This is a genomic window from Actinoplanes solisilvae (genome assembly GCF_003999975.1).
GTDB lineage: Bacteria > Actinomycetota > Actinomycetes > Mycobacteriales > Micromonosporaceae > Actinoplanes > Actinoplanes solisilvae.
This window is the reverse complement of record NZ_RJAC01000026.1, coordinates 1-18,408: the sequence shown is the minus strand read 5'-3', so window position 1 is coordinate 18,408 and position 18,408 is coordinate 1. Positions and strand designations below refer to the sequence as shown.

The window sequence follows — 18,408 nt, the reverse complement described above, 5'->3', positions numbered from 1 at the left end:
CGACGGGACGCAAAGGGGGAGGCGAGGGGACTCGGGCCTGGTCAGGGCGTACCAGGCCCGAGCGCTCAGGGCACAGCGATGGTGCGGGTCGAACTGGTGGAGGCTAAGGGATCAGCGCGGGCTGGCGAAGTGGTCGGCCACGCGGCGGAGGGCGGCAATCGTTTCCGCGTCGCGAATTTCGTCGTCCTGGGTGGGCCAGGCGCTGCATTTCACGATGACGACCTCGGCGTCCGGGTCGACGTAGAGGTATTGGCCGTGCACGCCGAGCCCGGTGAAGGCGTTGAAGCTCTCGGAGCCGAGCGTCCACCACTGGTTGGCGTACCCGTAGTGGCGGTAGCCGCTGGGGCCGAGCGCGCCCACGGCGAGCTGGGGCCGGTCGTTGCCGCGACTGCGGCGCACCCATTCCTGCGGGACGATGCGTTCGCCGCCGACGACGCCGTCGTTGGCCATGAGCAGGCCGATGCGGGCCACGTCGCGGGCGGTCGCGTTCAGGGAGCCGCCACCGATCGCGGTGCGGGGCCGCCCGCGGGTGAGCCAGTAGTAGGCGTCACGGTCGGCGCCGAGCCTCTGCCATAGCTTCTCGGAGGCGTACGCCGCCAGGCTCTGACCGGTCGCGGCCTCGAGCACCCAGCCGAGGAGCTGCGTGTCGAAGGTGGAGTAGTTGAAGCGTTCACCCGCCGGCGCGGCCCGCGTTGCCGCGCGGACCACGTCGGCGATGTCTCCACCCCCCATGACGGCCTGCTCGAAACGCTTGATGCCGCTGTCGGACACCTCCCACGTCTCGAGGTCGCCGACGCCGGTGGTCATGTCGAGCAGCTCGGCGATCGTGTTTCCCTCGTACGCCGTGCCGAGGAAGTCGGGGCGGTAGTCGGTGATCTGGTCCTTCTCGCTGCCGATCAGGCCGTCGTGCAGCGCGATCCCGACGAGGATCGAGGTGACCGACTTGGACAGCGAGAAGAGCTGCATGCGGGACCGGGGCCCGGTGAAAGCGCCCGGATAGGACTCGTGCACGACCGTGCCGCGGTGCAGCACGACGAAGGCGGTGGTGAAGGTGCGACGGTGAAGCTCGGTGAGGGAGCGGTCGCGGTCGTCGAAGCGGTAGGTGAGGTCGAGCGGCTGGTGCTCGATCGGCAGGGGAAGAGATGTGGCCCCGCGGGCGACCCTTTCTGTCGGCATCAGCCAGTTCATGTGGGTGAAGGTCCACTCGTTGAACGGCCTGCGCATGATCAGATCGCCCTGCTTGTCCCACCAGGAGGGCTCCCGGAAGGCGGTTGGCCTCTCCGCGGTACTTGTCATGTCGGTCCCCCGTTGTCGGCCGTTCGTTCGAACATTTCACGCAAAGTCAGACCAGTTGGTTCATCGATGGGCTCGAGGTAGGCGGCCATGATGCCCAGGACGCCCTTGCCCACCAGGTTGGCCGTCGGACCGTGATCGGCGATCTCGGCGCTCGGATCGCCCAGGTGGCGGACGGCCAGACCCTCGGTGACCGCCGCCAGCAGGTCGGTGAATTCCTTGATCGTGATGCCGGGGCGCAGCCGGTAGCCGCGGGTCGCGATCGTCTCCTCGTAGATCTTCTGCCACGGTTCGAGAGCACCCGCGTAGTTGTTGGCTATCGCGTTGCGGACGCTGTCGTTGCGGTGCGCGGTGGCGACCATGATGAGTTGTAGCTTGAAAAGCGGCATGCGGCACAGCGCCATGAGCTCGTGGTAACTCGAACGGTCGACGGCGTCGACCAGGCTCTCGTCGGTGGCCAGCCAGTCGCCCCGCGTCTCGACGTCGGCGCCGTACTGCGGGTCGTAGTTGATGGCGTGCAGCATGAAAGCGAGCAGGTCGTTGAGGTAGTCGTCGTGACTGGCCCAGGTCGACCGGTAGGGGCCGGCGCCCTTCTGGCGCAGGAACGGCAGCTCGAGCTCTTCGACCTCGGCCGAGAGGGCCCGCTCGGTCAGGAAGCTCAGACCCGACCAGTACTGCTTGCGGCCGTCGCCGGTGGCGGTGGCCGGGCGCTCGCCGCCGAGGTTGCGCTCGATGAGGTTGGCGCCGGCCTTGAGGTAGGACGCCACCTTCAGCGAGTTCACCAGGGCGGCCCGCGTCGACTCGCGCACCCCCTTGACCCGGGTGACGATGCCCGAGAAGTCCGCGCAGTAGGGGTAGGGCAGATCCTTCTTGCCGTACGTCATGCTGCTGATTGTTGTTGGAATCCACAGACCTTCAAGTGCGCACGTGCGTAGTACTCGCAGGCTATGCCTTCGGGCATTACACACGCACGTTCCGTGACAGGTTAGACGCAGAGCGCGATCAGTGCCTGCTCATCAGGGGTGCAGAGCCCGCACGTACGCCGTGGCGAGCGTACGGCGGGTAGGCGTACCTGACTGGGCAAGAGCGGTCATCCGGGCGTCGACGACTGCACGCTCCTCGTCGGACAGCGCCACCTTCATCGCCTCACCGTAGGTCGGCGCGAGCGGGTTGGGCGCCACGTCCTTACGTGCCGCCCAGTCCCCGATCGGCTCGGCCGGCACGTCCAGCTGGGCCCGGTAGTCGACCTCGATGCCGTCGAAGCCCGCCTCGGCCGCCCAGCGCAGCAGATCCCGTTCGTCGAAATCGGTCATCGGGTTCTCGCCGCGCCGGGCGCCGTCGCGATAGACCGCCACCACCTTGGCCAGCAGGTGACCGACCTCGGGATCGCGCAGCCCGAACAGGCTGTCGGGCCGGTGCTCGAGCAGGAACCGGTTGATCGGCTCGAAGATGGACAACCGCCCGCCCGGCCGCAGCACCCGGAAGAACTCACGGAACGCGTCCGCCTTGTGCTCGCAATAGATGATCACCGAGCGGGTGGTGACCACGTCGACCGAGGCGTCCGGGATCGACGACAGGTCCTCGGCCGCCGCGTGCAGGAACGTGCACCGCTTGTCGTCGCCCGCGCGCCGCCGGCACTCCTCGAGGCCGCTGTCCGAGATGTCGCTGAAGATCACGTGGCCGTCCGGGCCGAGCCGTTCCAGCGCGCCGAAGGCGATCAGCCCGGTGCCCGCGCCCACGTCGAGCACGGTGTCGGCCGGTGTGAGCGCCGCTCGATCGAGCACTTCGTCGCGAAAGACCTCCAGCGCGGTCGCGTGCTGAGCCCGCAGCTCGGCGTTACCCCCGTCGCGACGCGTCAGCAGCCACCGCGTCCACTCGTCCGAAGCCATCGGATCACCGTAGGGCACGACATCTCTCGATGGGTGAGACTTCTGGCGAGGCTATAGAAATGTGATCAGCGATGGATGTAGGGCAATGCCTTATTGAGGTCTATAACATCAGCATATTTCGCGTCGAGATCGAACAGATTGGACTCGTGGGGGCCACCCTCACGGTCGGCGCAGGCCTCGCGCACGACCATCGGACGGAATCCGTTCTGCAAGGCGTCCAACGCGGAGGCCCGTACGCATCCACTGGTCGAATAGCCGCCGATCACCAGCGTGTCGACCCCGTGCGACGAGAGCCACGCGGCCAGCGACGTGCCCGCGAAGGCGCTCGCGTAGTGCTTGACCACCACGAGTTCACCGTCGGCGGGGGCCAGGGGAGGGGCGAAACCGGCGAACGGGCTGCCGGTGGCGAAGACGGCCAGGGCCGGCACCTTGGCCGCGAACAGGGGCGCCTCGTGGCAGGACGAATCGGCGTACCGGACGCTGGTCCAGACAACCGGAACCGTTTGCGCCCGGGCGACGGCAGCGATCGACGCCATTGCCTCGGCGGCCGCCTGACCGGATTTCAGAAAGAGCGGGGAATCGGGCGACGTGTAGGCCAGGGCCGGGTCGACGAGCAGCACGGCCGGGTTCTTTCCCCAGCCCAGACGCCGCGCGAAACCGGCGCGGGCGTAGTCGGCGTCGAGATCCATCGCTCACGCTAACCCCGGCCCGCGTCTACGGTAAAGAGCGTGGAGATCGTGGAGGTCGGCCCGCGCGACGGGCTTCAGAACGAGAAACGCGTCCTGCCCACCGAGACCAAGACCGATTTTGTACGCCGGGGGACAGCGGCCGGCCTGCGCCGGATCGAGGTGGTCGCGTTCGCCCGCCCCGATCGCGTGCCGCAGATGGCCGACGCGGAAGACGTTCTACGTGCTCTGCCCCGCCCTGACGGTGTTCGGTACATCGCGCTCGTACTCAACGCCCGGGGCCTCGACCGCATTCTGGCCCTGCCGCCCGCGGCCGGCCCCGACGAGATCAACTACGTGGTGGTGGCGACCGACGAGTTCTCCCGCCGCAACCAGGGCATGACGACCGCGCAGGCCATCGAGGGCTTCCGGGCGGTCGCGGCCCGCGCCAAACAGGCCGGGCTCGCGGTGACCCTCACGGTGGCGGCCTCGTTCGGCTGCCCGTTCACCGGTGAGGTCCCGGTCTCCCGCGTACGCGACGTCGTGCGCGACGCCGGCCCGGCCGACGAGCTGTGCCTGGCCGACACGATCGGCGTCGGCGTCCCGGCGCAGGTCAGAGCGCTGGCGACGGCCGTACGCGAGGTGAGCTCGGCGCCGCTGCGAGCGCATTTCCACAACACCCGCAACACCGGGTACGCCAACGCGAGCGCGGCGGTCGACGCGGGCTTCGCCGCCCTGGACGCCAGCCTCGGCGGGATCGGCGGGTGCCCGTTCGCACCCGCCGCCACCGGGAACATCGCCACCGAAGACCTGGCGTACCTGCTGAACCGTTCGGGCCTCGAAACCGGCGTCGACGTCGCAGCGGCGGCGGCAGTCGGCACCTGGATCGGCGACCAGCTGGGCCTCGACGTCGTACCCGCCCAGTTGGGGCGGGCCGGCCTCTTCCCTCAGACCTGACCGCGGTCGGGCCGTTCCAGCTCGGCTGCCGTGCCCGGCCTGCGATTCCTGGCCCCGTCGCGAAGCCCGCGATGGCGTTCATTGTGGGTGCCGGGGCAAACCGCCAGGGTCGGCCAGGGGTCGCCACCAGGGTCGCTGACCGGCTCGACCCGGGGGCTGCTCGCGCAATGGTGGACTCGACACAGACAGGAACGACAGCGAGGAGCCGGCCATGTCGACCATCCGCATGCACGCCACCACCACCGCCACCCCCGAGCAGTTCATCGCCGGGCTGACCGACTTCGGGCCGGGCCGCAAGAAGCTGTTCGCCAACAGTGACGACGGCTACCTCAAGGTCCACTCGCAGAACGGCACTCGGGCCGACGTCACCGAGGGCGCGGGCGGAGTCTGGGAGCGGCTGCAGTACGACTGGTCGAATCCGCGCCGCGTCGTACTCCGTACGATCGATTCGAACCTCTGGGGTGGCGACTCGGGCCACACCTACACGCTGACGCCACAGCCGGACGGCACCACCGCGATCGACGTGGTGGTGGTGCGCGAGGGCAAGAACGCCAAGGGCAAACTGACCGGTTTCCTGCTCGGCTCGGTCGGCAAGGGCACGCTGACCAAGGCCTTCGCGGGCTCGGTCAAGGCGATCGAGGCGCGCAAGTACACCCCACGCCCCTGAACGGTGCCGACCGGCGTCAGCCGCCCGTCACCGCCGACGAGACGGCGACCATGACGGTCCACTTGACGAGCATCGTCGCGCCGAACGCCACCCAGTAGCGGGCCCGCCCGGTGGACTGCTCATCGGCCTGCTTACCCGCTCGCACCGCCGCGAAGACGCCGAGGAAGCTCAGCACCGCCGTCGCCGCCACGACTCCCGCCACGCGCGGCGGCGCCCACTGCGGCCGGGCGTCCATGCGCCGGCGCACGTCGTCGACAGCCCACCCGGGAACCTGCGTCTGTACGGTCATGTCGCTCCCATCGGCAGCCCCCCGCAGCGCCGAGTGCGGCGGGGGAGCGGTTCGGGTGCGAACCGGTCACTCGATGCAGCGCTGACCCTCGGCCGTCAGGGAGAAGGACGTGACCTTGCCGTCGCGGACGTCGAAGCGGTAGTGGTCGGCCCAGCCGTAGCCGGTCTGGCCGTCACCGATGGCGTCCTCCCAGGTCGGGTACGCCTTCTTCAACGCGGTCACGGTGCTGCCCAGTTTGATGCCCTTGGGCGTACGGACTCTGCCGTAGGCGCCGATGCTGGAGAGCCCCATCCCCGGCGTGAAATACACGGTGGCGCCGCCGGGCCGCAGCTTGGCCACGCCGCAGTTGCCGGTGAAGTTCTCGGTCTCGTAACCGGTGATCATGCCGGTGGCCTCGGCCTGCTTGCGGGTCATGCCGAGCTTCAGCGCGCCGAACCCGCTCGGCCCCAGCACCGTGGGCGTGGTCTTCGGCGAGCTCGACGCCGACTTCGACGGGCGCACCGAGGTGGACGTCGAAGCCGAGGGAGACGTCGACGTCGGCGGGGCCGGGGGTGCGGTCGTGGCCGAGGGTGAAGGGGCGAGCGACACTCCGTCCGGACGCGCCGCGCCGTCCAGCTTCTGCGGCCCCTGGTTGTTGCAGGCGGTCATGGCCAGCGCCGTGCAGAGAAGCACCGTGGCGAGTCGCGTACGCATGGGTCGTTCCTTCTTTCACTGTCCCGTTTGCTGTGTCATCAGGTGCGATGCGCCGATGGGCGGGACAGTTCTCGAAATTTGGTCACGAGGGGGTAACAACCAGGGCGGCCGGGTCTTCGGGCCGGTAAAGCGCCCACCGGCGGGCCGAACGGGCCCGCGACAGGAACGCGCCCACCTTGCGATCGGGCACCGACTCGTACGCCAGAGCTCCGGTGTTCTTGTCCTCGAGGAAGCCGTGGTACCGGTCGGCCGGCGCGGGCTTGAAGCCCCTGGTCCCGCCCTCCCCGGGCGGCGTGGGGTAGAGAACGAGCGTGGCCGACGGGTTCACCGCGGTGCGCACCTGGGAGACGTCGGCCGAGACCAGCAGCCAGCGGCGGTCGCCCGACGGTGAGACCTCCAGCAACGCGAGGTCGGCGCGCAGACCCGAGGCCGTACGCCGAGCCTGCTCCCAGAAGTCGTCGGCGGCCACCTGAGCCGGGGTGGGCTCACCGGCCACCCGGTCGGGAAGGGCGGACCGGCGCTCGTCGGAGGAGTGGGCCCTGCGGGTCGCGACCGTCTCGCGGACGATCTCGCGAAGCGCGAAGACCCCGACCAGGAGCAGGGCCATGCCGGCGACGCGGGCGGCGGTCAGCGCGGCGTCGATCCAGAGGGCCGTGGGAAGGTCGGACACGATGTCGGGGCTGGTCGCCACGAAACGGATCACGAACGTCGCGCCGACACTGATCAGCCAGGCCGTGATCGCCCAGTGGGTCAGCGGAACCTGGTGGCCGCGGTCCTCGAGCATCCGGGCGGTGCGGTTACGCCAGACGAAGAAGCCGATGAAATAACCGATCGACGCGGCGATGTAGAGAGCGTTGGCGGTGTCCAGGTAGTCGGCCGTCCACAGCACGAAGGACGGAATGCCCCGGAGGCCGGCGGTGGCGAGGTAATAGGCGAACAGGGCCTCGAACGCGACGAAGGCGAGCCCGAGCGTGCCCGCGATCGCGAGGCACACGATGAGGACGAGGGTTCCCACCTCCCAGGAGCGCGGCGGGCGGGCAACCTGGACAGCGGCGTCGTACATCGATCCTCTTCCACTCGCGGGACGGTCGCGCGGAGCATAGTGGATCTTCGCGTCAATTGAGGGCCACGGCAGCCCGTACGAGATCGGCGTTGCTCCCGGCCGTCTCACCGTCGGGAAGCAGCACCGAGTCCTCGAAGCCGACCCGGGTGTCGTGCCCGCGCCGGAACGCGTCGCGCACGAGCGGCCACGTCCACTCGCCCGAGCCGTGCGTCAGTCGCGGACAGGTCGAACCGGCCCGGTCGAGCAGGTCGCTGACCTGGCGCGCGACCACCTCGGGCCGGTCCTCGGACGAGCCCGGGTCGATCTCGATGCTGACCCGGGTGAGGCGCGGCAACAGGCCGGAGGCGACCAGCCGGGGCATCTCGGACGGCGACCAGACGCCCGCGTCAACGCCGATGCCGGTCTCGAGCATCGCCCGCATGACGTCGTCCCAGCCGTCCTCGCTGAGGTTGACGGTGGCCAGGTCGACGCCCTCCCACTCGCGGATCATGGCGATGCGGTCGGCGAGCTCGGGCACGATCCAGGCGCCGGTGGTCAGACCGATCTCGACCGGGGCGTCGCTCAGCTCGCGCACCCGGCGGCACGTCTCGTTCACGACGGCCGGGTCGAACGTCTCGACGCCGGACTCGTCCCGCACGTGCAGGTGGACGCCGCCGGCGCCGGCCTCGAAACACTCGCCCAGATCGTCGAGCAGCTCGTCGAGCGAGATGGGCATCGCGGGGTGCACGTCCTTGCCCCACGGCCCGGTCGGCGTCACCTGCAGCAGCGTCATGAACCCAAATCTACGACCCTGATCGCGGGCCGGGCGCCGTTGCCGGGCTGGGCTCCGGTGGGCCGGCCGTCTTCGGTTTCGGCCAGCGCGGTGAAGGCGGCCCACGGCATCCGGTCGACCGACTCGGCCGTGCCCTCCTCGGCGATCGCCCGATAGGCCTGGGAGGCGGCGCGGACGGCGGCCAGCAGCGCCGCGAGAGGATGCAGGACCAGGCGCACCCCGAGACCGGCCAGCTCCGCGTCGCTCAGCGCGGGCGCGGCCCCGCCGGCTTCCGAACGAGACACCACCAGGGGTACGCCGGGGAGCGCGTCCCGCAGCCGGGCCAGCGCCTCGGCCGTGCGGATCCCGGCGGGCAGCACGGCGTCGGCGCCCGCCCGCGCGTACGCCCGGCACTGCTCGATCGCGGCGTCCAGCCCTTCGGTGGCGTACGCGGTGGTCCTCGCGATGACCGCGATCTCGGGCGCCTGCGCGACCAGCGCCTCGACATGATCGCCGCCCTGGTCGGCCAGCACGAGGGCCGAGATGCCGGCGCGCTGATAGGCCAGGGCGCTCCACACCGAGTCACGCGGCGTGTCGAAGCCGGCCCCGGCGTCGGCCAGCACCGGCACCCCCGGAATGACCGGCGTGAGGGTGGCCGCCCGATCGGCGATCTGGGTGGCCGGCACGTAGTCGACGTCGGGGCGGCCCATCATCACCGCGGCCAGCCCCGCCCTCGAGAGGTAGACCGCCCGGTGACCCGCGTGCACGGCGAGCGTGGCGCTGAGCGGGTCGTGGACGCCCGGCACGTGGGTCACACGGCCGGCGGAGAGCAGCTCTCGGAAGGCGTTCATGCTCCGCTATTTAACAGGGCGCGGTCATCCGACAGGGCATCGCCACCGCGCGATCGTCGAGTCCCACCAGCAGCGCGGGCACGGCTCGTGTGCGACCGTCAGCGGTACGCGCTCGACGAACGCCTCCTCGGCGACCCATTCGCCGTAGCGGGCCCGGCCCATCGCGCCGAGCAGCGTCGCCGTCTGGGTGCGCTGCGCGGCCAGGGCCCGTACCTTGCGGTGGTTGATCTCGGCGTCGAGCACCAGGTCGATCGTGAGCGCGCTGTCGGCGTACACGATCGGAAAGCCCGGACAGAAGACGCCCAGCCCTTCGTTGAGCGGCTGCCACCGGCGGGCCCAGCGCTCGCCGACCGCGCTCTGCAGCAGTCGCGCGCCCCTCCCGGCGGCTCGATCGAAGGCCCTGGCAGCCCACAATCCGACCGTACGGTGGTCCGCGTGCCCGGTGTTGCCGTCCGGCCCGAACGTCAGCACGGTGTCGGGCCGAACCTCGGCGATCAACGCGGACAGCTTCTCGACCGCCGCGTCCGCGTTCACGCGCGCGCAGCCGCCGTCCGGGTAGTCGAGCCAGTGATGCTCGGCAACTCCCAGAATGTCGAGACTGCAGGTCAGCTCGCGGGTACGTTCGGCGGCCAGCCGGTCGGGCGGCCAGCGCCGCGGGTCGGGCGTACCCCGCTCCCCGCGGGTGGCCGTCACACAGACAACCCGGGATCCTCGCGCGGCTGCCATCGCCATCAGCCCGCCGGACAGGTAAGCCTCGTCGTCGGGGTGCGCCCAGATCCCCAGCACGGTCCCGAGCTCGCGTACGTCGAACATCGCCCTCGCCCTTCCTGGTCGGTCGGAACGAGCTTCACCGCCCGCGCTTGCCAAGACCTTGCCGCCCGCTTGCCGCTGATCGCCGCGCGATGCCGATTCCTGTCCCGAACAGGTGGACGGCCACCTCGAACATGCCCTTGACCTGCACGGACATCGTGGCCACTGTCCCGCACAGGGCTGACTCTTCCTCGGGCGCCAAACGCTCTGGCAGGCTGATTCCATCGCCTCCGGTCAGCCCCATTCGCGGGACATTTCATTCTGCGCGAATTGCCGATCGGAGTTCATGCGAAAAAGCCCGCTTGTTCTGAAAGGGAGTCAGCGTGATCTCAGGGAGAAGGGCCACCGCGTGGGCCGCAATCGCCACGATCGCCGGGGTAGGCGGAGCCGCCGGTCCCGCGTCGGCCGCCCCGGCAGCACCGCCCTGCCAGAGCAGCAGCTTCGACGACTATGACCACAGGGAGTACGCCAAACAATTCAGGAGGAACGTCCAGATCCTCTCGGGCCCGGCTGAGAACTGCGCCGAACAATTCCTCGCCACGCCCAACAACCTCGTCGACTACCACTGCTGGACGCGGGCGTGGGACGGCACCACGTGGACCTACCTGCGCACGGCCACGACCGTCTACGGCTGGGTGTGGGACGGCGACCTGAAGGATGGTGGATCGACCGTCAACTGCCCGCATGGAGGACTTCTGGCCGGCTAGGCGAGCGTGCGCCCCCTGCGGCCGACGCGCTATTCGGGGCGGGAAGCACGCTCGGTCGCGACGATGAGGAACTCCTGGTCGCCGTCCCCGGTGCAGCCGGCCTGCATCGCTTCGGCGCCCACGTTCACCTCCGCGCGGCCGCCTAGGATCCCGACGCAAAGTCCGCTGTGCACCGGGCGCAATCGGTAGCGTCCGGGCGCCGAGGCATCGAGCAGGTAGCGCTGGTGGGCGGCGCCGGTGCAGTCCTCGGGGGCCAGCAGCGCGCCCGGGCCGGTGTGCGCGTCGTCGACGGTCAAGCATCCGGCGCCGTGAGTCGGATGGTGCCACTGGATCTCGACGATCTGTGGGCCGGCGCTTTTCAGGTACGTGTCCGGGGAGACCGCGCCGCACGGGCGCTGCACGGCCAGCGGCCGGTCGGTGCGGCCGTTGCGCTCCCGCCCTTCGCCGAGGCACAGCCCGTGATCGGCGACATGCGCCGGACGGATCAGGTACCAACCGTCGGGAAGCGGCTCCGGGGCAGCAGGGCCGGCGGGTGGATCGTCGCCACCTTTCGAGCTGCTCCACACCACCACCGCGGCCACGCCGGCCAGCACGACCGCTACGGCCGCCGTTACCGACCGTCGAGTCCGGGCTACGGCCGGTTTCGTCTTTGGGTCGAACTCTTCATCGTCCCCCGGCGACACGACCGGGCCGGCGGCAAGGCGATCGCGTGCCGCGACCCATCGCGCCGCCGCGGCCCCGTCGAGCCCGCACGCCCGCACGAACGCCATCACCACCTGCTGCCGGGGCAGGGTGTTGCGGCTCAGCGCGGAGGCGACCGTGCTGGACGGCAGAACGTCGCCGGACGTCGCCGCTTTGGCCGCGAGCTGCCGGTAGGTGAGCCCCGACCACTCGCGTAAGCTGCGCAACGCACCGACATACTCGGCCGGAGTCGTCGTCTCGTCAGGGTCCGGAGGGCCGTCGGGGGTCAGGGGACGGGGACCGCGCTCACGCACGTGACATCCTCTGCTGAGTCGGCTGGCTCAAGGGTCGGGAACAACTCTATCCAAAGTAGTCACTGTTTCCCGGCCGATCGTTGCCCGGGCCACCACCGGCGGTCCCTGGTCGGCTTCGGCTCGCCGCCGGCACGAAAGGCAGGCCGCAGCGTCCGCCGGGTCGAAAATGCCCAGGTAACGATTGATCCGCTGCTCGGCGATCCGCACTTTCGCATGGTGAAGTAGGCGCGGTCTCGTGGGTCGGTCGTAGATTGAGATCATGGAATACACGCGACTGGGGAGTTCGGGACTCAAGGTCAGCCGGGTCACGCTGGGGTGCATGAGTTTTGGGGAGCCTGACCGGGGGGTTCAGCGGTGGGCTCTGAACGACGCCGCGGCCGAACCGATCTTTCGGCAGGCCGTCGAGCTGGGCATCACCTTCTGGGACACGGCCAACGCCTACAGCTACGGCTCGTCCGAGGAGGTTGTGGGGCGGGCGATCCGGAAATATGCCGAGCGGGACCGGATCGTGCTGGCGACCAAGGTGTTCTTCAAGATGCACGACGGGCCGGGCGGTTCGGGGCTGTCGCGTAAGGCGATCATGGAGAACATCGACGCCTCGCTGAACCGGCTCGGTACGGACTACGTCGACCTCTATCAGATTCACCGGTTCGATCCGGACACGCCGGTCGAGGAGACGATGGAGGCTCTGCACGACGTGGTGCGGGCCGGCAAGGTGCGTTACCTCGGGGCATCCTCGATGTGGGCCTGGCAGTTCGCGAAGTTGCAGCACGCGGCCGACCTCGGCGGGTGGACGCGCTTCGTGTCCATGCAGAACCAGTACAGCCTGCTGCAACGCGAAGAGGAACGGGAGATGTTCGGGCTGCTCGCCGACCAGGGCGTCGGGTCGATCCCGTGGAGCCCGCTGGCCAAGGGACGGCTGGCCCGGCCGTGGGAGGACATGAGCACCCACCGGGCCGAGACCGACGCGTTGCACGCCCGCTACGCCGTCGACGAGAACCGGGCCATCGTCGACGCGGTCAAGCGGGTCGCCGACGCGCGCGGGGTGCCGATGGCCCAGGTCGCCCTCGCATGGGTGCTGCACAACCCGGTCGTCGACGCCCCGATCGTCGGCCCGACCAAGCCGCACCACCTGAGCGACGCGGCCGCGGCCCTGGAGATCGAGCTGACCGCGGACGAGATCGCGGCCCTCGAGGAGCACTACACGCCGCGCGCACCCTCCGGCTACTGACCTGGTTCGGGCCTGGCCCCCGCAAATCAGGGCAGGATCGGTTTCATGACACGACAGTCCGGCGATCGCCTCCCGGCCCCGGAACCTTGGACAGGCACCCGCGTCGCATTGAGGGCGGCCGTGCTCATTCACCAGCCCAGGGCCGGTTCGCCCAGGACACTGCCGCCGACCGCCGCGGCGAGTTCATGCGCTTGTTCTGGTCTCGAGGGGGCGACGTGCACATAGATGCTGTGCCCAGCCGGGGCCTCTGGGTGCCAGAGCTCGTCGCCGTTGAGGCCGAACTGGAAACCGGAGTCTGAATGGCTACCCGGCCAGCAGACGTCCCAGCTGATCGTCGCCGGGTCGCGGTTCACCACACCGAGAAACAGTTCGGCCAGGTCGTTCGGCAACGGACGCTCCGGAGTCAGGACCGTGACCGCCATCGGTGGCAGCTGCCGCAGAGCGACGACGACCCCCGGTGTCAGGTCTGTCAACAGGTACGCGCTGCCGTCCCGGTGCAGTCCCGGCCGATCGTCGGGTCCGAGGTGGGGATCCAACGCCTCCAGCACCGGTGAAAGCAGGCCCGCCGGGATGGACAGGGAAACAAAGACGGAAGCGACGGCCAGGTAGCGGTCCAGTGCCGTATCCGTTCTGGTCTTCGCGTCGGCGACAACGTCCGGACGGCAACCACACGTGGTTTCCGCGAGGGCCAGGAGGCGTTGTGCCATTGCGTACGCTTCGTTCACATCGTCGCTGGTGTGAATGCGATACACCTCCGAGTTGCCCACGGCCGAGCAGTGTTCCAGCGAACCGGAGCCTCAGCCAGCCGATTTCGTACGCCTCCCGGCGGCGGCCTCTGCTGCCGGGGGCATAGCGCCGCGATGTTCGAGGTAGGCGTTCAGAGCGGCGGCTCCGGTGAGCATCGCGCGGCCTCGGGCGTTCAGGCGGTCGTGCCAGTCGTGGAGCATCGACTCGAGTGGGGCGATGCCGCCGGCCGAGCGGACCTGGGCGAGCACCGGGGCGATCCGTTCCAGCGGGAAGCCGCCGCGCCTGAGCTGATGCGCCAGCAGAGCGTCGCGTACGTCGGCCTCGCTGTAGACGCGGTAGCCCGTGTGCGGGTCGCGGCGCGGCTCGACGAGGCCGGCACGTTCCCACTTGCGCAGCGTGGCCGGGCGGATGCCGAGCCGCCGCGCCAACGGCCCGACGAACGTACCGCCGGGTGGGGGCGACACCACGGTCGGGCCGCGCGGAGGCGGTGCGACGGCGGACGGATCGAGGGCTCGCAGGGCGGATTCGACGGACGTGAGGGTCCGGCGATCGGCCAGGAGTTGCGCGTGGCTCTCGTCGATCAGGCGCAGGGCGTCGAGGATCGCCGGCCGGTTCACCGCCTGCATGATCGCGGCGGCCGTCTGATGGCCGTGACCGGGGATGAGAGCGAGAAACGCGCGCAGAGCCAGCGCATGCGACGGCGTATAGGTGCGATATCCGTACGCCGTGCGGCCGGCGGCGGGCAGAACACCATCGGCCTCGTAGTTGCGCACCGCCTGGGTCGACAGCCCGTGCTCCCGCGCCAGGTCGATCGGCCTCAGCCGTACGCCGTCTTGAAGCTTTTGCACAGGCGCCCCTGGCCGACTCGGGTGGAAGTCTCAACCGTCGGTTCAACGATAGCGTTTAAGGCATGAACCTTGGCATCGAGGCTGCTTCTGTCATGCGGCTGCTCAAGACCCGGCCGCGGCTGCTGGCCCTGGGCGAGCCCACCCACGGCGAGGAACTGCTCCTCGACGTACGCAACGAACTTTTCCGGCAGCTCGTCGAGCAGGAGGGCTACCGGACGATCGCCGTCGAGAGCGACTGCCTGATGGGCCTGACGGTCGACGGCTACGTGCGATCCGAAGCCGGTACGCTCGACGAGGCCATGGCCGGCGGGTTCAGCCACGGGTGGGGCGCCTTCGAGGGCAACCGTGAGCTCGTCCGCTGGATGCGCGAATTCAACGACGACCGGCCGCCCGCCGACCGGGTGCGGTTCGCCGGATTCGACGGGCCGCTCGAGATCACCGGCGCCGCGAGCCCGCGCCCGGCACTCACCGCGGTGCACGCCTATCTGACCGCGTGGGCCGACGCCGGTCTGCTCCCGGCCGACGACCTCGACGAGCTGCTGGGCGACGACGACCGCTGGACGAACCAGGCCGCGATGATGGACCCGACGGCGTCGATCGGCCGGACACCCGAGGCCCGTCAGCTCCGCCTGCTCGCCGACGACCTCGCGACCCTGCTCGAAGCCCAGACCCCCCAGCTGATCGCCGCTTCCTCGCGGGCGGAGTGGAACAACGCCCGCCTGCACGCCCGCACCGCCGCCGGCCTGCTGCGCTATCACTTCTGGACGGCCGACACCTCCCCCGGACGCCTTGCCCGCCTGCTGGCCCTGCGCGACGAGATGATGGCGGCCAACCTGCTCGAGCTCGCGGCGCGATCGCCGACCCTGGTGGCCGCCCACAATGGTCACCTGCAGCGCGACAAGAGCTCGATGCGGCTCGGCGACCATCCGCTGCAGTGGTGGAGCGCCGGCGCGATCGTCGACGCCCACCTCGGTGACGACTACGCCGTCCTGGCCACCGCGCTCGGAACCATTCACGACAAGGGCGTCGGCGTTCCCGCTGCGGACACGCTCGAGGGCCTGCTCTACGCGCTCCCCGACGACCGGTCCATCGTCGACCCCCGGCATCCGGCCCTGTCCGGCGTGAAGCCCCGTGTCTCCGAGTGGTTCGGCTACGCGCCGCTGGACCCCGCTCAAATCGGCAACATCGACGGGATCGTCTTCGTCAAGAACGAAGCGGCAAAGAGGCGTACCTGATTAGATTCTTTCGATGGATGGGTGGTCGGCCGAACCGCTGATTTGCGGGAACAGCAAGACGTCGACACTTGCGCGGTGACATATCAGACACCGCACCAGCCGGGTCCGATGTGGCCCGGACAGCCTCCCCGCAAGCCGGGGTTCTGGCAGCGACTCACGCCGTTGCAGCGGGCCGGCCTCATCGTGGCCGCGCTGATCCTGCCCTGCTGCGGCGGGATGACCGCGATCAACGCCCTGACCGGCGACGACACCAAGACGACCACCGGGGCGGGCCGGAACCTGGCCGACGTCCAACCCATACAGGCCACGCAGACGAGCGAGCCCGCGCCGGAAACGACAACCGAGCCGGCAACCGAGCCCGCTCCCACGACCGAGACCTCATCGAGCGCCGCCACGACCCAGAAGACGATCACCAAGAAGACCGTCACCGACCAGGCCAAGATCCCGTTCCAGACCAGGCGGGTCAAGGACAACAGCCTGGCCAAGGGCAAGACCACCGTACGCACGGCGGGCGTCAACGGCATCAAGACGATCACGTACGAGGTCACCTACACCGACGGTGAGCAGACCTCACGCCGTACGGTGAAATCGGTCGTCACCCGCAAACCGGTGACCAAGGTGATCGCCGTGGGCACGAAGACGAGCAGTAACTGCGACCCTAATTACAGCGGGTGCGTGCCGGTTGCCAGCGACGTCGACTGCGCGGGCGGCAGCGGGAATGGACCGGCCTACGTGGACGGCCCGATCACTGTCATCGGGACCGACATCTACGACCTGGACCGCGACGGCGACGGCATCGCCTGCGACTCTTGACGATCAACGGCCGAGCGCCGCGAGGATTTTCTTCTGGTCCTCGTCGAAGCGCTCGGCCGGCACGTTCGCGTCGGCCCGCGCGAAGTCGAAGTCGTCCATCTCCCACGCCGGGAAGACGTGCACGTGGGTGTGTGGCACCTCGAAGCCGGCGACGATCAGTCCGACGCGCGGGGACCCGTATGCCTTCTTGAGCGCGCCGCCGATCGTGTGACTCACCGTCATCACATGTCCCAGCAGGTCGGCCGGCAACTGCGTCCAGTCGTCGACCTCGTCGCGCGGCACGACCAGCGTGTGCCCGGCGGTGAGCGGCGCGATCGTGAGGAACGCGGCCACCCGATCGTCGGTCCACACGAACCGGCCTGGGATGTCACCGTTGATGATCTTGGTGAAGAGGGTCGCCATCTGCCCGTCCGTCCTCGCGTTGCGCCTCGGTCGGACCTCACCCTAATCGGCGGCCTGGCACAGTGTCGGCGTGGACCTTGATTCCGGCGCCGGCCTGCTGCACCGCCTCACCTCGTATTCGCCCGCCCGCGAGTGGAACGTCCCGACGGACGACCCCCGCGTGCGCCGGGACCTGAAGCCGAACGACGTCGACCTGCTCCCGCCGCAGGTCAAGGGCTATCCGGACGGGTTGCCGACCACCCCGCTACCGCGCGATCTCCCCGATCCCGGAGTGCCCGCCGCCGCCGTACTCTCGGGTCAGCCCGCGCCCCGTCAGCCTTTGGACGCCGCCCACCTCGGCCGCGTGCTCTTCCTCGGCGCCGGCGTGGTCCGCACAACCGAGCGGTTCGGCCGCCCGTTCCTCTACCGGGCGGCGGGCTCGGCCGGGGCCAGGTTCCCGTTACCTCTCAGTGTGCTTTGGTGAGCACATGGTCGGTAGTCCTGCCTTGCGGCGGGACGGTCCCGGTCTGACCGACTGGTGTCGTGCCGGGTTCACGCTTCACAGCCACCTGCCCGCATACACGGGTCTTCCGGTCGGCTCCACGTGCTGCCACCGAGCCACTCCCGGCGGTGTTGTCCGACTCGACCGCGAGAGCGGCCGGGTTCAGTGCGGCGTTCCGGTCCGGTCGATGACCAGCCCGCACGCCTCACAGACGAATTCGCGCTCGGACAGAGCCGGCTTGGTTGTCACCGCGCCCCATGCCGAACAGGTCTTGGAAAAGCGATCCCGCAACGCGCCGTTGCGCAAACGTTGACATCACGGCCAGCCGCCGAGATCGCAGAGACGACACCGGAACGCACACCATCGCTCACGGCCCCCCTTCCTGCGCGCCCCCATCGGGACGAAAGCAGTCTCCCGCACCGCATAACAACTAGTCAAGAGACATATTGTCGTCTGCCTAGGATTTGGCACGTGGCGTCGCGGCACGGTTGCCTACGGGTACCGGTGGCCGCTGCCCATTCTTTCCATTGACACCGTCACTATTGCCAACCAGTGAGCACTACCGACTATCACCACGTCAGCAGATGCCACCCCTTGAGGTGTACGCGGTGACGCGCGGGGTGACCGGCGTCGACGACGGCGTCCACCGGTACGACCCGGTCGTGCACGGGCTCGTGCAGGTCGGCCCGGCCGCGGAGGGTGACGCGACCACGCTCGTCGTCACCGGCGTGCCGTGGCGGTACCCCGAGCGCGGGTTCCGTCACTTCTACTGGGACGCGGGCACGCTGCTGGCCCAGTTCGAGGCGGCGGCCGCGTCGGCCGGACTCGGCCCGCGCCTGCGCACCGACTTCCCCGACGCCGAGATCCGCGACCTGGTCGGCGCGGACGGCGTGCACGAGTTCCCGTTACCGCTCAGTGTGCTTTGGTGAGCACACGGTTGGTAGTCCTGCCTTGCGGCGGGACGGTCCCGGTCTGACCGACTGCTGTCGTGCCGGGTTCACGCTTCACAGCCACCCGCCCG

23 protein-coding genes are annotated in these 18,408 nt (G+C 69.6%); 8 read left to right on the top strand and 15 right to left on the bottom strand.

Annotated elements, in window-relative coordinates; all coding sequences use genetic code 11:
• Positions 1-111: 111 nt before the first annotated feature.
• The 4 genes from EER30_RS38910 to EER30_RS38895 form a co-directional block, all read right to left on the bottom strand.
• Positions 112-1,296: a serine hydrolase domain-containing protein gene (locus EER30_RS38910; RefSeq protein ID WP_127506507.1), complete on the bottom strand. Its 1,185-nt coding sequence runs from the start codon at positions 1,294-1,296 to the stop codon at positions 112-114.
• A complete protein-coding gene (locus EER30_RS38905) occupies positions 1,293-2,177 on the bottom strand; it encodes a hypothetical protein (protein ID WP_127506505.1) in 885 nt (294 codons plus the stop codon). The genes EER30_RS38910 and EER30_RS38905 overlap by 4 nt, the downstream gene beginning before the upstream one ends.
• 132 nt (positions 2,178-2,309) lie before the next feature.
• Positions 2,310-3,182, bottom strand: coding sequence for a class I SAM-dependent methyltransferase (locus EER30_RS38900; RefSeq protein WP_127506503.1), 873 nt, complete (start codon positions 3,180-3,182; stop codon positions 2,310-2,312).
• Between the two features lie 65 nt (positions 3,183-3,247).
• Positions 3,248-3,871: an isochorismatase family protein gene (locus EER30_RS38895; RefSeq protein ID WP_127506501.1), complete on the bottom strand. Its 624-nt coding sequence runs from the start codon at positions 3,869-3,871 to the stop codon at positions 3,248-3,250.
• Between the two features lie 39 nt (positions 3,872-3,910).
• On the opposite strand from EER30_RS38895, the gene EER30_RS38890 reads away from it, so the two are divergent.
• The gene (locus EER30_RS38890; RefSeq protein ID WP_127506499.1) at positions 3,911-4,804 is read left to right on the top strand and encodes a hydroxymethylglutaryl-CoA lyase; all 894 of its coding nucleotides are present in this window, start codon (positions 3,911-3,913) and stop codon (positions 4,802-4,804) included.
• A 211-nt stretch (positions 4,805-5,015) separates the two neighbouring features.
• Positions 5,016-5,471: a hypothetical protein gene (locus tag EER30_RS38885; protein WP_127506497.1), complete on the top strand. Its 456-nt coding sequence runs from the start codon at positions 5,016-5,018 to the stop codon at positions 5,469-5,471.
• A gap of 16 nt (positions 5,472-5,487) precedes the next feature.
• On the opposite strand, the gene EER30_RS38880 is transcribed toward EER30_RS38885, so the two are convergent.
• The 6 genes from EER30_RS38880 to EER30_RS38855 form a co-directional block, all read right to left on the bottom strand.
• Positions 5,488-5,760 (bottom strand): hypothetical protein, encoded by a 273-nt coding sequence (locus EER30_RS38880; protein WP_127506495.1) that lies wholly within the window; start codon positions 5,758-5,760, stop codon positions 5,488-5,490.
• Positions 5,761-5,826: 66 nt separating this feature from the next.
• Complete coding sequence (locus tag EER30_RS38875) at positions 5,827-6,453, bottom strand: hypothetical protein (protein ID WP_127506493.1); 627 nt, start codon at positions 6,451-6,453, stop codon at positions 5,827-5,829.
• Between the two features lie 82 nt (positions 6,454-6,535).
• The gene (locus tag EER30_RS38870; RefSeq protein WP_127506491.1) at positions 6,536-7,516 is read right to left on the bottom strand and encodes a hypothetical protein; all 981 of its coding nucleotides are present in this window, start codon (positions 7,514-7,516) and stop codon (positions 6,536-6,538) included.
• Positions 7,517-7,568: 52 nt separating this feature from the next.
• Positions 7,569-8,288 carry a 3-keto-5-aminohexanoate cleavage protein gene (locus tag EER30_RS38865; RefSeq protein WP_240670575.1) on the bottom strand — a complete coding sequence of 240 codons (720 nt, stop codon included), beginning with the start codon at positions 8,286-8,288 and terminating at the stop codon, positions 7,569-7,571.
• Positions 8,285-9,118 (bottom strand): isocitrate lyase/phosphoenolpyruvate mutase family protein, encoded by an 834-nt coding sequence (locus EER30_RS38860; RefSeq protein ID WP_127506489.1) that lies wholly within the window; start codon positions 9,116-9,118, stop codon positions 8,285-8,287. Before EER30_RS38860 ends, EER30_RS38865 begins: the two co-directional genes overlap by 4 nt.
• A gap of 24 nt (positions 9,119-9,142) precedes the next feature.
• Positions 9,143-9,931 carry a PIG-L deacetylase family protein gene (locus tag EER30_RS38855; RefSeq protein ID WP_127506487.1) on the bottom strand — a complete coding sequence of 263 codons (789 nt, stop codon included), beginning with the start codon at positions 9,929-9,931 and terminating at the stop codon, positions 9,143-9,145.
• A 320-nt stretch (positions 9,932-10,251) separates the two neighbouring features.
• Between EER30_RS38855 and EER30_RS38850 the strand changes: the two genes are divergently transcribed.
• On the top strand, positions 10,252-10,635 hold the full coding sequence (locus EER30_RS38850; protein WP_127506485.1) for a hypothetical protein: 384 nt from the start codon (positions 10,252-10,254) through the stop codon (positions 10,633-10,635).
• Between the two features lie 29 nt (positions 10,636-10,664).
• On the opposite strand, the gene EER30_RS38845 is transcribed toward EER30_RS38850, so the two are convergent.
• Positions 10,665-11,630, bottom strand: coding sequence for an RICIN domain-containing protein (locus EER30_RS38845; RefSeq protein WP_127506483.1), 966 nt, complete (start codon positions 11,628-11,630; stop codon positions 10,665-10,667).
• Between the two features lie 27 nt (positions 11,631-11,657).
• Positions 11,658-11,837: a hypothetical protein gene (locus EER30_RS38840; protein ID WP_127506481.1), complete on the bottom strand. Its 180-nt coding sequence runs from the start codon at positions 11,835-11,837 to the stop codon at positions 11,658-11,660.
• 52 nt (positions 11,838-11,889) lie between these two features.
• Here EER30_RS38840 and EER30_RS38835 point away from each other — a divergent pair, with 52 nt between their 5' ends.
• On the top strand, positions 11,890-12,861 hold the full coding sequence (locus tag EER30_RS38835) for an aldo/keto reductase (protein ID WP_127506479.1): 972 nt from the start codon (positions 11,890-11,892) through the stop codon (positions 12,859-12,861).
• Positions 12,862-12,989: 128 nt separating this feature from the next.
• On the opposite strand, the gene EER30_RS38830 is transcribed toward EER30_RS38835, so the two are convergent.
• Positions 12,990-13,628, bottom strand: a complete 639-nt coding sequence (locus EER30_RS38830) for a hypothetical protein (protein WP_127506478.1) — start codon at positions 13,626-13,628, stop codon at positions 12,990-12,992.
• Between the two features lie 30 nt (positions 13,629-13,658).
• Positions 13,659-14,456 (bottom strand): TioE family transcriptional regulator, encoded by a 798-nt coding sequence (locus EER30_RS38825; RefSeq protein ID WP_127506476.1) that lies wholly within the window; start codon positions 14,454-14,456, stop codon positions 13,659-13,661.
• 62 nt (positions 14,457-14,518) lie between these two features.
• Between EER30_RS38825 and EER30_RS38820 the strand changes: the two genes are divergently transcribed.
• Together EER30_RS38820 and EER30_RS48160 are read left to right on the top strand one after the other, a co-directional pair.
• On the top strand, positions 14,519-15,691 hold the full coding sequence (locus EER30_RS38820; RefSeq protein WP_127506475.1) for an erythromycin esterase family protein: 1,173 nt from the start codon (positions 14,519-14,521) through the stop codon (positions 15,689-15,691).
• 75 nt (positions 15,692-15,766) lie between these two features.
• Entirely contained in the window at positions 15,767-16,504 is a 738-nt protein-coding gene (locus tag EER30_RS48160) for a G5 domain-containing protein (protein ID WP_240670574.1), read from the top strand.
• A gap of 3 nt (positions 16,505-16,507) precedes the next feature.
• On the opposite strand, the gene EER30_RS38810 is transcribed toward EER30_RS48160, so the two are convergent.
• Positions 16,508-16,906 carry an HIT family protein gene (locus EER30_RS38810; protein WP_127506473.1) on the bottom strand — a complete coding sequence of 133 codons (399 nt, stop codon included), beginning with the start codon at positions 16,904-16,906 and terminating at the stop codon, positions 16,508-16,510.
• Positions 16,907-16,976: 70 nt separating this feature from the next.
• Here EER30_RS38810 and EER30_RS38805 point away from each other — a divergent pair, with 70 nt between their 5' ends.
• Both EER30_RS38805 and EER30_RS38795 read left to right on the top strand, forming a co-directional pair.
• On the top strand, positions 16,977-17,369 hold the full coding sequence (locus tag EER30_RS38805; RefSeq protein WP_127506471.1) for a hypothetical protein: 393 nt from the start codon (positions 16,977-16,979) through the stop codon (positions 17,367-17,369).
• A gap of 626 nt (positions 17,370-17,995) precedes the next feature.
• On the top strand, positions 17,996-18,316 hold the full coding sequence (locus EER30_RS38795) for a nitroreductase family protein (RefSeq protein ID WP_127506467.1): 321 nt from the start codon (positions 17,996-17,998) through the stop codon (positions 18,314-18,316).
• Positions 18,317-18,408 lie beyond the last annotated feature (92 nt).

What these genes read in the sequence shown, in the direction of transcription:
- EER30_RS38910 (WP_127506507.1), bottom strand. Translation starts at nt 1,296, where the DNA reads ATGACAAGTACCGCGGAGAGGCCAACCGCCTTCCGGGAGCCCTCCTGG.
- EER30_RS38905 (WP_127506505.1), bottom strand. Translation starts at nt 2,177, where the DNA reads ATGACGTACGGCAAGAAGGATCTGCCCTACCCCTACTGCGCGGACTTC.
- EER30_RS38900 (WP_127506503.1), bottom strand. Translation starts at nt 3,182, where the DNA reads ATGGCTTCGGACGAGTGGACGCGGTGGCTGCTGACGCGTCGCGACGGG.
- EER30_RS38895 (WP_127506501.1), bottom strand. Translation starts at nt 3,871, where the DNA reads ATGGATCTCGACGCCGACTACGCCCGCGCCGGTTTCGCGCGGCGTCTG.
- EER30_RS38885 (WP_127506497.1), top strand. Translation starts at nt 5,016, where the DNA reads ATGTCGACCATCCGCATGCACGCCACCACCACCGCCACCCCCGAGCAG.
- EER30_RS38880 (WP_127506495.1), bottom strand. Translation starts at nt 5,760, where the DNA reads ATGACCGTACAGACGCAGGTTCCCGGGTGGGCTGTCGACGACGTGCGC.
- EER30_RS38875 (WP_127506493.1), bottom strand. Translation starts at nt 6,453, where the DNA reads ATGCGTACGCGACTCGCCACGGTGCTTCTCTGCACGGCGCTGGCCATG.
- EER30_RS38870 (WP_127506491.1), bottom strand. Translation starts at nt 7,516, where the DNA reads ATGTACGACGCCGCTGTCCAGGTTGCCCGCCCGCCGCGCTCCTGGGAG.
- EER30_RS38865 (WP_240670575.1), bottom strand. Translation starts at nt 8,288, where the DNA reads ATGACGCTGCTGCAGGTGACGCCGACCGGGCCGTGGGGCAAGGACGTG.
- EER30_RS38860 (WP_127506489.1), bottom strand. Translation starts at nt 9,118, where the DNA reads ATGAACGCCTTCCGAGAGCTGCTCTCCGCCGGCCGTGTGACCCACGTG.
- EER30_RS38855 (WP_127506487.1), bottom strand. Translation starts at nt 9,931, where the DNA reads ATGTTCGACGTACGCGAGCTCGGGACCGTGCTGGGGATCTGGGCGCAC.
- EER30_RS38835 (WP_127506479.1), top strand. Translation starts at nt 11,890, where the DNA reads ATGGAATACACGCGACTGGGGAGTTCGGGACTCAAGGTCAGCCGGGTC.
- EER30_RS38820 (WP_127506475.1), top strand. Translation starts at nt 14,519, where the DNA reads ATGAACCTTGGCATCGAGGCTGCTTCTGTCATGCGGCTGCTCAAGACC.
- EER30_RS38810 (WP_127506473.1), bottom strand. Translation starts at nt 16,906, where the DNA reads ATGGCGACCCTCTTCACCAAGATCATCAACGGTGACATCCCAGGCCGG.